The sequence below is a fragment of the Verrucosispora sioxanthis genome (genome assembly GCF_010560025.1).
Taxonomy (GTDB): domain Bacteria; phylum Actinomycetota; class Actinomycetes; order Mycobacteriales; family Micromonosporaceae; genus Micromonospora; species Micromonospora palythoicola.
Window position 1 is genome coordinate 131,451 of record NZ_SAIY01000013.1, and the last position, 14,627, is coordinate 146,077.

General features: G+C 70.8%; 13 protein-coding genes, 1 tRNA gene, 1 other RNA gene and 1 pseudogene. 10 read left to right on the top strand and 6 right to left on the bottom strand.

Going from position 1 to position 14,627, the window contains the following annotated elements; translation table 11 throughout:
- Positions 1–43 precede the first annotated feature (43 nt).
- Both ENC19_RS27840 and ENC19_RS27845 read right to left on the bottom strand, forming a co-directional pair.
- The gene (locus tag ENC19_RS27840; protein WP_164450022.1) at positions 44–250 is read right to left on the bottom strand and encodes a DUF397 domain-containing protein; all 207 of its coding nucleotides are present in this window, start codon (positions 248–250) and stop codon (positions 44–46) included.
- A complete protein-coding gene (locus ENC19_RS27845) occupies positions 241–1,008 on the bottom strand; it encodes a helix-turn-helix domain-containing protein (RefSeq protein ID WP_164450023.1) in 768 nt (255 codons plus the stop codon). Before ENC19_RS27845 ends, ENC19_RS27840 begins: the two co-directional genes overlap by 10 nt.
- A gap of 395 nt (positions 1,009–1,403) precedes the next feature.
- Between ENC19_RS27845 and ENC19_RS29440 the strand changes: the two genes are divergently transcribed.
- Both ENC19_RS29440 and ENC19_RS27855 read left to right on the top strand, forming a co-directional pair.
- A complete protein-coding gene (locus tag ENC19_RS29440; protein ID WP_166459215.1) occupies positions 1,404–1,844 on the top strand; it encodes a hypothetical protein in 441 nt (146 codons plus the stop codon).
- A complete protein-coding gene (locus ENC19_RS27855) occupies positions 1,841–2,137 on the top strand; it encodes a flavin reductase (RefSeq protein WP_164450024.1) in 297 nt (98 codons plus the stop codon). The genes ENC19_RS29440 and ENC19_RS27855 overlap by 4 nt, the downstream gene beginning before the upstream one ends.
- A 48-nt stretch (positions 2,138–2,185) precedes the next feature.
- Here ENC19_RS27855 and ENC19_RS27860 read toward each other — a convergent pair whose 3' ends face one another.
- The 4 genes from ENC19_RS27860 to ENC19_RS27875 all read right to left on the bottom strand — a co-directional run bounded on the left by ENC19_RS27860 (position 2,186) and on the right by ENC19_RS27875 (position 5,450).
- The gene (locus ENC19_RS27860; RefSeq protein WP_164450025.1) at positions 2,186–3,397 is read right to left on the bottom strand and encodes a hypothetical protein; all 1,212 of its coding nucleotides are present in this window, start codon (positions 3,395–3,397) and stop codon (positions 2,186–2,188) included.
- Entirely contained in the window at positions 3,394–3,759 is a 366-nt protein-coding gene (locus ENC19_RS27865) for a PadR family transcriptional regulator (protein WP_164450026.1), read from the bottom strand. The genes ENC19_RS27860 and ENC19_RS27865 overlap by 4 nt, the downstream gene beginning before the upstream one ends.
- A gap of 241 nt (positions 3,760–4,000) precedes the next feature.
- Positions 4,001–5,110: a hypothetical protein gene (locus ENC19_RS27870; protein ID WP_164450027.1), complete on the bottom strand. Its 1,110-nt coding sequence runs from the start codon at positions 5,108–5,110 to the stop codon at positions 4,001–4,003.
- Between the two features lie 255 nt (positions 5,111–5,365).
- Positions 5,366–5,450 (bottom strand) — tRNA-Ser (locus tag ENC19_RS27875).
- Between the two features lie 81 nt (positions 5,451–5,531).
- Here ENC19_RS27875 and ffs point away from each other — a divergent pair.
- The 8 genes and pseudogenes from ffs (at position 5,532) to ENC19_RS27915 (ending at position 14,574) form a co-directional block, all read left to right on the top strand.
- Positions 5,532–5,621, top strand: an RNA gene (gene ffs / locus ENC19_RS27880) — signal recognition particle sRNA small type.
- Positions 5,622–5,895: 274 nt separating this feature from the next.
- Positions 5,896–7,219: pseudogene (locus ENC19_RS30740) on the top strand (DNA polymerase III subunit gamma and tau); the annotation flags it as partial.
- 466 nt (positions 7,220–7,685) lie between these two features.
- Positions 7,686–8,492 (top strand): hypothetical protein, encoded by an 807-nt coding sequence (locus ENC19_RS31995; protein WP_408058119.1) that lies wholly within the window; start codon positions 7,686–7,688, stop codon positions 8,490–8,492.
- The gene (locus tag ENC19_RS32000; protein WP_164450028.1) at positions 8,489–8,809 is read left to right on the top strand and encodes a hypothetical protein; all 321 of its coding nucleotides are present in this window, start codon (positions 8,489–8,491) and stop codon (positions 8,807–8,809) included. Before ENC19_RS31995 ends, ENC19_RS32000 begins: the two co-directional genes overlap by 4 nt.
- Positions 8,810–9,029: 220 nt before the next feature.
- Positions 9,030–9,338 (top strand): YbaB/EbfC family nucleoid-associated protein, encoded by a 309-nt coding sequence (locus ENC19_RS27900; protein ID WP_166459246.1) that lies wholly within the window; start codon positions 9,030–9,032, stop codon positions 9,336–9,338.
- Between the two features lie 8 nt (positions 9,339–9,346).
- Entirely contained in the window at positions 9,347–9,940 is a 594-nt protein-coding gene (gene recR / locus ENC19_RS27905; RefSeq protein ID WP_164450030.1) for a recombination mediator RecR, read from the top strand.
- Between the two features lie 334 nt (positions 9,941–10,274).
- The gene (locus tag ENC19_RS27910; RefSeq protein WP_164450031.1) at positions 10,275–14,066 is read left to right on the top strand and encodes a golvesin C-terminal-like domain-containing protein; all 3,792 of its coding nucleotides are present in this window, start codon (positions 10,275–10,277) and stop codon (positions 14,064–14,066) included.
- A 70-nt stretch (positions 14,067–14,136) separates the two neighbouring features.
- A complete protein-coding gene (locus ENC19_RS27915) occupies positions 14,137–14,574 on the top strand; it encodes a hypothetical protein (protein WP_164450032.1) in 438 nt (145 codons plus the stop codon).
- Positions 14,575–14,627 lie beyond the last annotated feature (53 nt).

Below are 14,627 nucleotides of genomic sequence, written 5' to 3' on the forward strand. Positions count from 1 at the left end.
CCGGCGTCCACAACCTGTGGATAGAACATGTGTACGACGGTGGTCAGGTCTCGTCGACGCTGGCGACGAAGGCACGCCAGGCGGCCGGGCTGAACACCAGCGCCGGGCCGGCCGGGTCCTTCGAGTCGCGCACGCCGACCACGTCGGGCAGGTTCCTGGCGACCTCGACGCAGTTGCCGCCGTTGCCGCTGCTGCGGCTGCTCGTGTGCCACCGGGCGCCGGACAGCTCCGGGGTGTCGTTCACTGCCATGACTCCGCCACCTCCCTGATCAGGTCGACCGACTGCCAGTGCGACAGTGTCTCGCCGCGCACGTTCTCCCACGCGGCAAGTATCGCCGCGATCTCGGCCTGCTCGCTGACCACCTGCCCCTGCAACTGGTTGTCCAGGTAGCCGGCGATGCGGTGATCGGGCGCGGTCGCCAGCACGAACGGGCCATTCACTCCAGCGTATTCGCCCACTGTGGACGGCACCACATGCACCCGGATATGCGGCCGGGTGGACGCCTCGGCGAGTGCCAGCAGTTGCTCGCGCATGACGGCCGGGCCGCCGACCGGCCGGCGCAGCACCGCCTCGTCAAGTACGGCGGTGAGCAACGGCGGCTCCTCGCGGTGCAGGATCAACTGGCGGGACATCCGGTGGTCGACAAGCCGTGCCACCTCGCTGCGCGGGATCAGGCCGCCGCCGGCGAGCACCGCGCGGGCGTACGCCTCGGTCTGGAGCAGGCCTGGCACGACCATGGACTCGAAGGATCGCAGCGTGGTCGCTTCGCGCTCGATCTCCTGCCAGGGGCGGAACCAGACCAGCGCCCGACGTCTCGAAATGTCCGGCCAAATGTCCGAGACATTCTTTTGGAGCGCATCTGCCGCCGTGAGCCGGTGCCGGGCATGCGGGATCCGATCTTCGAGCAACCACCGGCTGACCGTCTTCGGGTCGACGCCGACGCGTTCCGCGAGCGACTCGATCGTGTGCCCGGTGTCCCGCAGCGCCACCCGCAGCGCGTCGTTCATGGCCGCCTCCCATCGGACGTCTCGAATATCCGCCGACCATACCCACACGCCATGTAGTTGTCTCGTCACGTGCGGCAAGTTGAGGGTGTCGATGGCGCGGCCGGTGGAGGTTCATCCCCCTTGACCCGGCGGTCGTGCCATCGGGGGGCCGCCGCCGGGCGAGCAACCACGGCGGCCCCCATCCAGCACCGCTCGGCGGTGGCGTCGGGGTGGGGCGGGCACGGACCTCGCGGCGTGGGCCGGTGCGGTCTCGCGGCGTCGCCGAGCCGGCGCGGGGGGTACCTGCACCTGCGCCGCCTGTCGAGCTGAGAGCGCAGACGACTCAGCCTGCTCCCGAGACGCGCGCCGGATGACCTGTGCAGGCAGTTCGACCGCCGGACGGAGCGAGGTGAGCAGTGCAGCATCGGTGCCGCCGTCCCGCGCCGGGTGAGTGCGTCGGGTCGATCACGCCGGGGGAGCTACTCCTACTGACCCGCACGGCATCCCCGCAGTTCGTCCGTCCGATCACGGTCCGGGTCATCCGGCACCGCACCGACCGGACCACCTATGACGGCTGGACCTGGATCGAGTGCTACCAACTCGACGCCAGGGGCGACGCGGTGGAGCGCCGCGAGCTGTTCCTGATGCCGGCCGGCCTGATCCGGAGCGGCGACCGTGCTTCGCACCTGCGCGCCGGGCCGGGCCGACCGACCGAGGTGGGCCAATCTTCCGGGCCGGGCCAATCGTCCGAGCTGGGCCAATCGTCCGAGCTGGGCCAATCGTCCGAGCTGGGTCAGCCCTCCGAGGTGGGCCAACCGTTTGACGTGGGCCAACCGTCCGGGGCGGTGCGCCGATGAGGCGTCGTCGCCCGGAACACGTGCCGTCCCGCCCGACCTGGCGTTGCCGGAACTGCGGTGCCCGGTGGCCGTGCGGCGCGGCGAAACTCCGGCTCCTCCGCCAGTACCGGGGCGATCGGGTCGCGCTGCTGGTTCACCTCGCGACCCTGTACGCCCAAGCGGACGCGCAGCTCGGTGACACCTCGTCGGCGGTCGGGCTGTTCGACCGCTTCGTGTCCTGGGCGCGTGTGCGAGGTCAGGAGGCTGTCCGCGTACCGTCGCGGGAGCCGGACCGGGACGGGGCCGGCGCATGACCAGGGGCCGCTCCCGGTCGGAACGGCCCCTGCCCCCGTTGTCGCGCGTCAGCCCGGTACGACGCCGGGCTGTGGTGGTTGCTCGCCCGGACGGGCGGTGACGGTCGCCGCGACGGCGACCACGAGCCCGGCGACGGTGAGCGCGAGCACGAGCCACTGCGGGCCGAACGGGTAGTACTCGCCGGGCGTGAAGGCACTGTGCACGGTCAGCGGCGGGCCGCCTTCGACGCTGCCGTCCCGAAACACCCGCATGACGTTGCCGTAGAGCGCGACAGCCGGCAGGGCCAGCGCCGTCAGGGTCGCGCCCCAGAGCGCGGCGGCGGTGCGGCGTCGTCCGGGCGGCGCTGCCGCCATCCGGTACGCGACGGCCGCCGCGACCAGCCAGCCGGTGAGCAGCCCGGCGGCGGTGCCGACGACGACAAGCGGCAGGAACGCTGTGGTCTGCTTCGGCATCGCGTAGAACGAGACGTGACTGGGAAGGTCGACGGCGCTGTTCTCCGCCGGGTTCCAGCCCGTCACGTTGACGATCAGGCCGCCGGACTCGGCGGTGAAACGCTTGCCGTGCAGCGGAACCTCGATGGGCGAGCCACTGTCGTCGACGGTGCCCGACATGCCGGTGATCGGGGTGAAGCCGGAGACCGACCAGCCATCGGCGGCGAACCGCTCCCGGACTTGGTCGGCATCCCAGGTGCCGTCGGCCTGACTGGACGAATGGGCCGTGTCGGCGGTCCACGATGACGACGAGTAAAGGAGGTGAATGGTGTCGTCTCCGCCGGCCTGCTTGGTGAGTCTGGCCATGCCTGCCTCGTCGGGCAGGTCGGCGAAGGTCTGGGCACCCAGCCACGAGCCGGCGGCGGCACCGAAGCCGCCAATCGTCAACGCGGTGAGCACCGCCGCGATCGCCATGAACGGCCGACCGGCCGGCAGCCGGAACCGCAGTCGCAGGCCGCTGCCGATTAGGTGCAGGGCCTCGGCGACCCGGGGTCGGCGCTGGCCCGGCTCCGCCATCTCCAGCAGCGTGGTTACCACCTCGGTGCCGTGCCGCCGCCGGTGCCGACGCGGGTAGGCGAGCAGCAGCGTGCGGTACCCACGCTCCAGGCGGTTGTCGGCGGTCGGCCATGCGGCGGTGCTCGGGCTCGGGGTGCTGGAGTCGTGGGCCGGCCTGGCGGCGGAGTTCCCGTCGTTGGCCGGCCGTGCTGCGCTGGGGTCGGATGCCGGCCAGGCAGCGTTGGGGTCCGGTGCCGGCCAGGCGGCGGTCATCCGGTCACCTCGCCTGCGGTCGGGGCGCTCATCCGGCCGAAGCTCAGCGCACCGCCCAGGCGTCTGCCCAACTGGACCTCGGCCGCAGCGGCGTGCCGGCGCAGCCGCTCGACCTGTGCCTGCAACGCGGCGGCTCCGGCGTCGCTGAGCCGGTAGTAGCGGCGCAGTCGGCCTTCGACCGCCTCCTCCCGGTCGACGGTGACCAGGCCCTGCTCGGTCAGCCGGTCCAGCGCACCGTAGAGGGTGCCCGGCCGCAACTTGACCTCGCCCGCCGACAGCTCGTCGACCGCCCGGATGACCCCGTAACCGTGTAGCGGCTGCGCCGCCAGCGCGGTGAGGATCAGAAATGTGGGCTCCTGCATGAGGAAGATAGTACGGCTGACGATATATACCGTCTACCGATCATGAATGGCCGAAGCGGTTCGGTGCGGCCTGGCGGCGGTGCGGCCTAGCTGTGGTGCGGTCTCGCGGCGGTGTGCCGGTGCGGCGAGTCGGGGACGGGGCGGTCCAGGCTGGCGACACCAAGAAGACACCCTCCGGCACCGGTGCCGGAGGGCGTGACAGCCACGGGATTCCCCCAACGGGCAGGGGTTCCGCGACGTGCTACTTCTTAAGGGCCACGTGATCACCTGCGGCCGAGACGGACGCGACCGTGGCGTTCCCCGCGTATGAGAAGCGCCAGTAGCCGGCGGCCTTGCTGGTGGTGGTCGTCTTCAGGTAGCCCTTGGCGTCGGTGTAGACGGTCTTGACAGTCGTGTACGTGCTGCTGCCGGACTTGCGGAACTGGAGCTTTACCGGCTGCTTCGCGTACCCGGCGAAGGTGCTGGCGGCGTCGGTGGTGGCCCGGGTCAGCCGACCGGTGACGGTGAGCTTGCCGCCCTTGACCACCGGCTCCGGAGCGGCGTTCACGGTCAGCTTGGAAACCTTGTAGAGGGTCACGCTGTCCGCGCCCGAGGTTGAGCCGACGGAAGTGCTGCTGCCGGCGAACGACCATCGCCACGTACCCGAGGTGGTGGCCTTGACTGTCGTCTTCAGCGTGCCGTCGGAACCGGCGGTGACGGTCTTGACGGTGCTGTACGAGGTGGCACCGGCCTTCTTGAACTGGAGCTGGACCGGCTGGCTCGGATAGCCGACCACCACGTAGGTGCTGCCGTCGGCCGTGAGGTGGTTCCAGTTGGGCTGGGTGAGCTGCCCTGAGACGGTCAGGGTGCCGTTCTTGCGGACCGGCTCCGGCGTCGCATTCGCCGTTGCCAGCCAGGTCTGCTTCAGCAGTGGAACACTGTCCGCCGCCGCACTTATCAGGTTGTCGTAACGCCCACCGTCGAGCGCGTAGCCGTGAATCGACAGGTGGACGGGACGGCCCGCCGACGCGTTGTCCACGTGGTACTGACGAACCATCGCGGTTCCGGTGCAGATCTGCGTGGTGGCGGTGGCTGTCACGCAGTTCATCTCGTAGCCGGGCGTGCCCTCCAGGAAGACGAAGAAGTAGCCGCCGCCGATGGTACGCAGCCTCGCGCTGATCCGTACGACTCCACCGGAGTCGTCGTAGATCTCCGTCCGCACCGGCACCTCGACCAGTCCGCTGGTGCCCATGACGATCGGTCTGCCGTTGTTGATGGTGGTGCTCAGGATCTTGGTGTCGTGGTAACTCGGTTCGGCATGGGCCGGCGGCGCCAGCAGCAGGCCACCCGCGATGGCTCCTGTCAGGATCAATCCGACATGACGGAAGGGCGTCAAGAGGTCCCCCATGGCTCAGGACCGCGTCTGCGACGTGGTGGCCGCATCGTGCCACACCGATCAGCCATGATCAAGAAGTCGACAGGGGACCTGGCGGCGGAGTTCGCGGCGGTGGGTGCGCGGCGGGTTGGCGTCAGCCAGGATTCCTGGCGGTGCTCGCCCGGGTGCCGACCACGAGAAAGGCCCCGACCTGGAATCGGTCGGGGCCTTACATCTACCTGCTCAGGTGAGCGGAGGATACGAGATTCGAACTCGTGAGGGTGTTAACCCAACACGCTTTCCAAGCGTGCGCCCTAGGCCTCTAGGCGAATCCTCCGCGAGCCAGGATACAGGTCCGCGCCGAGCTTCCCACCCCACCACCCCCTGAGGATCCGTGGCCGGTCGGGTAGGCTGGGGGCACCTCCCGTGCGGCGGTATCTCGTGAACCTCCCCAGGGCCGGAAGGCAGCAAGGATAAGCGAGCTCTGCCGGGTGCACGGGGGGCCTTTCTGTCTCCGGCGCTCTCCGGCGCTCGCTGGCGTTCTCCAGTTGCGGCATCCTGGGGTTTCCCGGCCGCTGGAGGCCGCAAGATGCCGCAACCGGAGTGGATCACCTGCGGCCCGCGCGTCCAGTGGGTCAGCCGGCGGCCGGCACGTCGAGTGGATCATTCAGGGGCGCGGCCTGCCGGAAGCCGGGCGGGCCACCCGGGGCGACTCGGCGGGGTGGGTGGTCAGGCGGGCGAGGTCGGCGCAGAATGGCTCGGTCGAGAGGAGGCGGGACGCCGTGGCACTGGCGCTCTACCGCAAGTACCGGCCGCGTACCTTCGCCGAGGTCATCGGGCAGGAGCACGTCACCGAGCCGCTGTCGCAGGCGCTGCGTAGCGGGCGGCTCAACCACGCGTACCTCTTCTCCGGCCCGCGCGGCTGCGGAAAGACCTCGAGCGCCCGCATCCTGGCCCGCTCGCTCAACTGCGAGCACGGGCCCACCCCGGAGCCCTGCGGCACCTGCGACTCCTGTCGCTCGCTGGCCGGCGACGGGGCTGGCTCGATCGACGTCATCGAGATCGACGCGGCCAGCCACGGTGGTGTGGACGACGCCCGTGAGCTGCGGGAGAAGGCGTTCTTCGCGCCGGCCAACAGCCGTTTCAAGATCTATGTGATCGACGAGGCGCACATGGTCTCGTCGGCCGGCTTCAACGCGTTGCTGAAGCTGGTCGAGGAGCCGCCGGAGTACGTCAAGTTCATCTTCGCCACCACCGAGCCGGAGAAGGTCCTCGGTACCATCAAGTCGCGGACCCACCACTACCCGTTCCGGCTGATCCCGCCGAAGGTGCTCCGGCCCTATCTTGAGCAGCTCTGCGAGGCCGAGGGGGTGCAGGTCGAGCCGGCGGTGTTCCCGCTCGTGGTGCGCGCCGGTGGCGGCAGCGCCCGGGACAGCCTCTCCGTACTCGACCAGCTCATCGCCGGTGCCGGTCCCGACGGGGTGAGCTACGCCCGGGCCGCCGCGCTGCTCGGGGTGACCGACGCGGCGCTCATCGACGAGATGTGCGACGCCCTCGCCGCCGGGGACGGTGCCGCCGCGTACGCCACCGTCGACCGGGTCGCCGAGGCCGGGCACGACCCTCGCCGGTTCGCCGCCGACCTGCTGGAACGGCTGCGCGACCTGATCGTGCTCCAGCAGGTTCCCGACGCGGTGGCCAAGGGCCTCATCGACGGGCCGGACGACCAGATCGAGCGGATGGCCGCCCAGGCGCAGCAGCTCGGCCCGGGCATCCTGTCCCGCTGCGCCGACATCGTGCACGACGGCCTGGTGGAGATGCGCGGCACCACCGCGCCCCGGCTGCTGCTCGAACTGATCTGCGCCCGGATGCTGCTGCCGGGTGTCGACGACTCCACCGGCGGCCTGCTCCAACGCCTCGAACGGATGGAGCGCCGGCTCACCCTCGCCGGCACCGACGCGCCGCCGCCCGCCACCAACCCCCCGGCGGTACGCACCCAGCCTCCCGCCGCGCCCGCGGCTGCCGCCGCGAACCGGGCCGGGACCGGCGCTGCCGCGCCGGCTACCGCCACCTCGCCAGCATCCGGTGCGGGCGCCGCCTCGGCTACCGGCCGCGACAGCGCGTCCTGGCGGCCGACAGCGGCGGCGGTCACCCCACTCGTCTCGGGGCGACCTGGCGTCGGCCGGTCATGGCGACGGGTCGTCGTCGGCTGGCTTCGGCGGCACGACTCGGAACGCCGGTCCTGGCGGCGCGAACCCGGCAGCCGGTCCTGGCGGCGCGAACCCGGCAGCCGGTCGTGACGGAGTGACCTCGACGGCCGGTCCTGGTGCGGGCGGTACCGCAGCCTTTGGCGGAGCCGACGGTCACCGCGCCGGCATGAACGGGACCGCTGCCGGTCCGGCCGGCGGACCCGGTGACGGCCGTCCGGCGCGACCGGGCGGCACCCAGGACGGTGTGCCGACCGACGCGGCCACGCCCGGCGACCCGTGCCGGCGTCGGCCGTCATGCCCGACCCGGCGACCCCGGAACCCCTCGTCCCGGTGCGGCGGCTCCCGGCGCACTGGACGCGGTCGCGGTGCGCCGGGTCTGGCCGGAGGTGGTCGGCAAGGTCAACCGGAGCAACAAGCGGATCGCCGCGCTGATGCGCGACGCGGTCGTCCGTGACCTCGACGGGGACACCCTCGTGCTGACTGTGAAGTCGGCGGTGCTGGCCCGGATGATGTCCGACCACGCGCAGGTGCTCACCGACGCGCTCTACGAGGAGTTGGGCGGGCGCTGGCAGATCCGCTGCGAGGTGGCCGGTGAACGGGGCGGGGCGTCGCCTGGTCCGCACCGCAGCCCGTCCGCTCCCGGCCCGGCCCCGGTCGACGCCAGTCCGCAGGTGCCCGCAGGGCGGGCCGATCAGGCCGCTCCGGCGGTGCCGCTGGCGCCCGTCGGTCGGATACTCCGGCTGCCACCACGGCTGAGGACAGCGACGACGACTGGCCCGAGCCGGCCCGCCCAGGTGGCAGCGCCCCGTCCGCTGCCGACGACTGGCCGGAGGCGGCCCGTCCCGGCGGCGGGTCGGTCGACGCGGCGGCGGACCCGTCGGGCGACCCTCCGGCGGCTGGCTCGCACACCTCGGCGGACCCGGTTGCGCCGGGCGTCCCGTCGAGCCGTGGCGCGGGTGACGGCTCACCGGTCGCCGGCCCGGACGGCGCGGGGACGCACGCCGGTGGGCCGGACGGGGCGCGGACGTTCGTCGGATCGGCTGGAGCGGCTACGACCGCCGGGTCGGGTGGGGCTCGGGCGAACGGTGGGTCGGGCGGCCATGGGCCCGGTGCCGCACCGCGCCAGGCGGGAGCGCCCAACGGCAGTGGCAGCTCCGGTGGTGCCCCGGTGAGCAGCGCGATCGCGGCGGCTCGGGCGGCCGCGGCCGGGCGGGGGACGCGTACCGCCAAGGGGGTCCGGCAGACCGCGGACGCGGAGTTCGCCGGCGAACCGCCGTACGACCCGGATTTCGACGGCCCGTTGCGCGGTGGCGCGGGACGTCCCGGCGTTGCTCAACCGCCCGCCACTCCCGCCTACGAGGGCTTCGATCCGGGTGACGAGCCACTCGACGAGATCGTCGACGAGAAGACCGCCCGCGAGTCGAGCGAGGAACAGGCCGTACGCCTGCTCCGCGACGCCTTCGGCACCGTCGAAAAAATCAGCGACTAACCCACCCCACCCCACCCCACCCCTCAGCGTCGATCTTGCAGTTCTCGTCTCCGCGAATGCTGCCGAAGCCGGCATAAGGGCGACCAGAAGTGCAAGATCGGCGGGAAGAAAGGTGACCGGGGTGCGGCGCGCGGGGTAGGTCGGTGGGTGGCGTTAGGGTGGGCGGCGGCAGAAAAGGCGAGTCGAGGGAGTCATCGTGCGGCCTGGTGGACAGCCGAACATGCAGCAGATGCTGAAGCAGGCGCAGAAGATGCAGCAGCAGATCGCCAAGGCGCAGGCTGAGCTGGCCGAGGCCGAGGTGACCGGCACCGCCGGTGGCGGCCTGGTGACCGCTGTCGTCGCCGGCTCCGGCGAGATCAAGAGCATCAAGATCGACCCGAAGGCCGTCGACCCGGACGACGTGGAGACGCTGGAGGATCTCGTCGTCGCCGCACTGCACAACGCCACCGAGGCGGCCCGCGAGTTGACCGAGCAGAAGATGGGCCCGGTCGCGGGCGGGATGGGCGGCCTCGGCCTGCCCGGGTTCTGAGCCCACAGATGTACGAGGGCGCCATCCAGGATCTGATCGACGAGCTGGGCCGGCTGCCCGGCGTGGGGCCCAAGAGTGCCCAGCGGATCGCCTTTCACGTGCTGTCCGCCGACCCGGCCGACGTCAACCGGCTGGCCGGCGCGCTGCGCAAGGTCAAGGAGCTGGTGCGGTTCTGCACCAGTTGCTACAACGTGGCCGAGTCCGACACGTGCCGGATCTGCCGCGACCCGCGCCGCACCGACGAGGTGATCTGCGTGGTCGAGGAACCGAAGGACGTGGTGGCGATCGAGCGGACCGGTGAGTTCCGCGGCCGGTACCACGTGCTCGGCGGGGCGATCAATCCGCTGGAGGGCATCGGGCCGGACAATCTGCGCATCCGCGAGTTGATGACCCGTCTCGGCGGCGGCGCTGTGCGGGAGCTGATCCTGGCCACCGACCCCAACACCGAGGGCGAGGCGACCGCCACCTATCTGGCGTTGATGGTGAAGCCGATGGGGATCGCGGTGACCCGGTTGGCCAGTGGGTTGCCGGTGGGCGGCGACCTGGAGTACGCCGACGAGATCACCCTGGGCCGGGCCTTCGAGGGTCGTCGGGCCGTGTGACGGACCCGCCGAGCGGCGGGTCGTGGGGTGGCGCGGGTCGGCGTGACGTGCCGGTGGCGCGGCGATGACCCGCTGATGATGACCTCTGTGAATCTGAGCCTCCGCGTGCGGATTCACGGAGGTCGTCGTGCGTCGTGCCCTTGTCTCGTTGCTGGCGTTGGTGGTCCTTGTTCCGCTGGCGCCGTCCGGCACCGCGGCGTCAGCCGCGCCGTCCACTCCAGATCCTGATCCCGGGCCGCCCCGCCCGCCGCAGGCGGCACCGCTCGCACCGGATCGGGTACTGGATCCGGACCGTCGGCTCGGGAAGTCCTGGCGGCGTTCGGCCGATCGCGTGATGACCACCTCGGCTGACGAGACCGGCCTGCACATTCTGGTGGCGGATGCCGATACGGCCTACCAGTGGCGGACCGTGACGACCCTGGCGGAGCCCGGCGTGGCGACGGACCAGTGGGTGGGTCAGGCGTGCCTCACCGGGTCCGGTCGCACGGCGGTGGCGGTCTACGCTCCCAGGCAGTTCACCAACCGGGAGACGCTGTCCAACGCGGGGGCGTTCGCGGCCGTGGTGCACCTGGCGACGGGCCGGGTCACCAAGCTGCCCGAACGTTACTCACTCGCGTACCACAACCCGGGCTGCGGCAGCGGGGAGAGCGTGGTGCTGACTCGGCTGGAACTGCCGGCGACCCCAGCGGCGGGCACCGACGCGCGGACGGTACTCACCACGGTGGACACCCGCCGCACGGGCGGTGGTCGTCAGGTCGTCACACCCGGCCAGGTCACCTCCGCCATCCCGGTGGGGCAGACGATCGTCGCCGCCAAGGGTGCCGAACTGGTCAGCATCGACCGGCAGGGCCGGCTCACCACCCGGGCCCGCACCGAGGGGACCCCCTTCCGCCTGCTGCCCGACGGGGCCGACGACGTCGCATTCCAGGTGGCTCGGGCCGACACCACCGACCTGGTCCGCTACGCGGGCGGCGAGCTGACGACGGTTGCCTCGGCACCGCTCGGCTCGGTCAAGCTGCGGCCCGGTGCGGACGGTCGGGTCTTCGTGGTGGGTGGTCGTAGTGGTGCCCGGCTCGCCGGCCGATCGTTGCCGACCCGGTGGCGGTCTGTGGACGCGCTGCCGGACAGTGCCGTGTCGCGGAGCGGTGACCTGGTGGTGACGCGGGTGCGTACCGGCACCGAGGCGGCCAGGCAGGGTGGCGGCGCTGGTGACGGCCGACCGGACCGGGTGGCGATCTCGGCTCAACTCGCCGACGGGTCGGATGTGGCGTTCAGCGTGGCGCCGACGCTGGACCGGCAGGGCCGGGCGCGGACAGTTGCGGCCGGCGGCTCCGATGACAGTTCCGGCGGCGGCACGGACGCCCGGACCTCGGCCGCCGATCCGGACCCGGCGACCGTGCCGTGGGATCCGGACCGGTCCTGCGCGGTGCCCCGCAACGACGAGAACATCCAGGTCTACCAGCCCAGCCGGGAGCAGATGGAGTGGGCCGCCAACCTCGCGGTACGCGGCCAGTTGACCTTCCAGCGCCCGGCCAACTGGGCCAACAACGGGCTGCCGGCGTATTCGCCGCAGGGGATGTTTCCCTCGCTGCCACTGTCGGGCGGTGGCTTCGTGCCGGCCCAGGTGTTCCTCGGCATTCTGGCGCAGGAGTCGAACCTGCTCCAGGCCAGCTGGCACGCCGTGGACGGGCTCGCCGGTAACCCCCTGACCAGTCTCGGGTTCTACGGGCTGAATCTGACGAACCCCGACGTCACAAAGATCGACTGGGGTCACACCGACTGTGGCTACGGCGTCGGTCAGGTGACCACCGGCATGAAGCGGTCCGACACCGACCAGTGGATCACCGGTGTCCAGTGGGACTACACCAAGCAGCGGGCGGTGGCGTTGGACTACGCCACGAACGCCGCTGCCGGCCTGCGCATCCTTCAGGACAAGTGGAACACCACCCGCGACGCCGGTCTGATCGCCAACAACGGCGACCCGCAGTACATCGAGAACTGGTGGTTCGCCATCTGGGCGTACAACACGGGCTTCTATCCACAGGCCGGGTCGCAGCCCTGGGGTGTGGGCTGGGCGAACAATCCGAGCAACCCGAACTACCCGCCGGATCGACAGATGTTCCTCACCGCACCGCTCGACGTGCCGGATGCCAATCCGCCGGTCGACGACGACATCGGGTACGACAACGCCAAGCACCCCAACCACTGGTCGTACCCGGAGCGGGTGATGGGCTTCGCCTACACCTCGCTGCGCCGCTACAACTACTCGACGGGCAACTACTCACCGACGTACTCCACCGCGCTGGAGCGCAACAAGTTCGTGGCACAGCCGACCCGGTTCACCTTCTGCGTACCCGCGCGCAACGCCTGCGACCCGGCCACCTCCCAGGTGCCCGGCGGCCACCCGGGCGAACCGGCGGGTCCGTGCACCCGGGACGACCTGAAGTGCTGGTGGAACGGCCCGGTTACCTGGACGGACTGTGCCATCAACTGCGGGCTGGAGACCCGGCGGTACACAAGCGTCGAGCCGCGCCCGTACGCGACCGCCATCTACGACTCGCAGTGCGGCCGGGCCGGCCTGCCGGACAACGCCCTCGTCGTCGACGACATCGACAGCGCCAACCCGCTCGGCCCGCAGGGCTGTGCTCGCAACCACACCCGGGTCGGCAAGTTCTCCTTCACCTACCAGGGACGACCAGGGCCGAACGGGACGACCATCTACCCCGGGAAGGTGGACACCCACCAGATCGGCGGTGGCTTCGGTGGCCATTTCTGGTTCGCGCACAGTCAGGCGTCCGAGAGTTCCCCGCACAAGGTCACCGGGCGTTGGACGACGACCAACAGGTTGAACGGCTGGGCCACGGTGATGGTGCACGTGCCGGACCACGGGGCACACACCCAGCAGGCGAAGTACACGATCAACACCGGGCAGGGGGTGAAGACCCGGTACATCCCGACCCGGACCGAGCAGCACCGGTGGGTGAAGCTGGGCACCTACCAGTTCTCCAACCAGGCGGCGCAGTACGTCGAGTTGACGAACATCACCGAGGACGGCAAGGGCGTGGAGGACGTGGCCTGGGACGCGGTGGCGTTCGTTCCGCTGGCCGCCAAGCCCCGGCACTTCGTGGTGGCGATGGGCGACTCGTACGGTTCGGGCGAGGGTGCCGGCGGCTACTACGGCGAGACGGACAACAACTACGGCAACGAGTCCTGGAACGCCTGCCGGCGGACCAACCGGTCGTGGCAGATGCTGACCCGGCTTCCCGGATCGTCCAGTTCGATCAAGGATCGGGTGGCGGCACACGACCCGAACGTCGACTTCCAGTTCGTCAGCTGCTCCGGAGCGACTGCCGCGAAGATGAGGGGTACGTCGACGCCGGGTCACTGGCAGAGCCCGCCGGACACGTTCGGTGCGTACCGGCTACGGGCCGAGGGGCAGTTCCGGGAGATGTCGCAGATCGAGTCGGGTGCGCTGGACGGTAACACCACCCTGGTGCTGCTCTCGGCCGGCGGCAACGACGCCGAATTCCCTCGCACGATGGAACACTGCGCGATGGAGTCCTGCGACACCCCGGGCTACGAGTCGACGGTGCAGCAACGGATCGACAGCTCGCATCACCAGGTACGTCAGTTGATCGAGGCGATCGCGGCCCGCGCACCCAACGCCACGATCATGCTTGTCGGTTATCCGCGCCTGTTCGCTGACTACCATCAGGATCAGTGCGTCTTCGGTCGGCTCACCAGCAGCGAGATGAGCATGCTGAACCGGCTCGCTCTGCACCTGCGCGACGGCCAACGAGCCATGGTCGACCAGGCCCGGTCGGCGGGGCTCAGGGTCCAGTTCACCGACATGGTCGAGGGGCTGCTCGACCACGGCACCTGCCGCAAGTACGACACCAACCACGACATCCTGGTGCCCGACGACATCAACGGGGTGGTGGCCGGGCCGGAGGGCGAGGGAGACTTCCGATTGGTCGAGGGTGATTCTGACGCCCCCTGCGTCGGCTGGATCACTGTCGGTCTCCAGGTCTGCATCAGCCGCGCCTCGTTCCATCCGAAGGACACCGGCAACGTGACGTACGCCAATGCGGTGACCGCCCGACTGCCCGCCGTCGGCTACAACTGAACTGCGTCGGGGTGGGGCCGGCCGGTAGCGGCCGGCCCCACCGGTTGCCTGCGGCATGAGGGAGGTCGAGGTGCGGCAGCAACGGGACGACCGGCCCTGGGCGCCGTCGGTGCTGGCCGCCCTGCTGGTGCTTGCCGTGCTGGCCGGCTGGTGGTGTGTGGCGGGAAAGATGCGCCAGCACCGCGAGGCGAACGACCGCGGCGAGACGGCGGCTGCGGCGGAACTCGACCGACGGGCCGGCAGCTACGCCGAGGCGGTGGTCGCCGCCGGGGCCGGGACGTCCGAAGACCGGTTGCGCACCCTGGCCGACGAGCAGGGGGTGGAGGTCTGGCAGATCCGTCGGGAGCCGGAACTGTCGCTTGTCGTCGAGTCGACCGAGCCCTACGGCCCATGGCCGGACGGACTGTTGCAACTTTGCCATCGGCTCGATTTCCGGGCACTGGGCACCCCGGATGCCGACTTCGATCTGGCACGTCTGCCCTCGTGCCCGGCCCCGCCGACACCGTGACCGGTTTCCGACGACGGTATGACACACTGCTGGTGATCCGCTCGATCGATGTA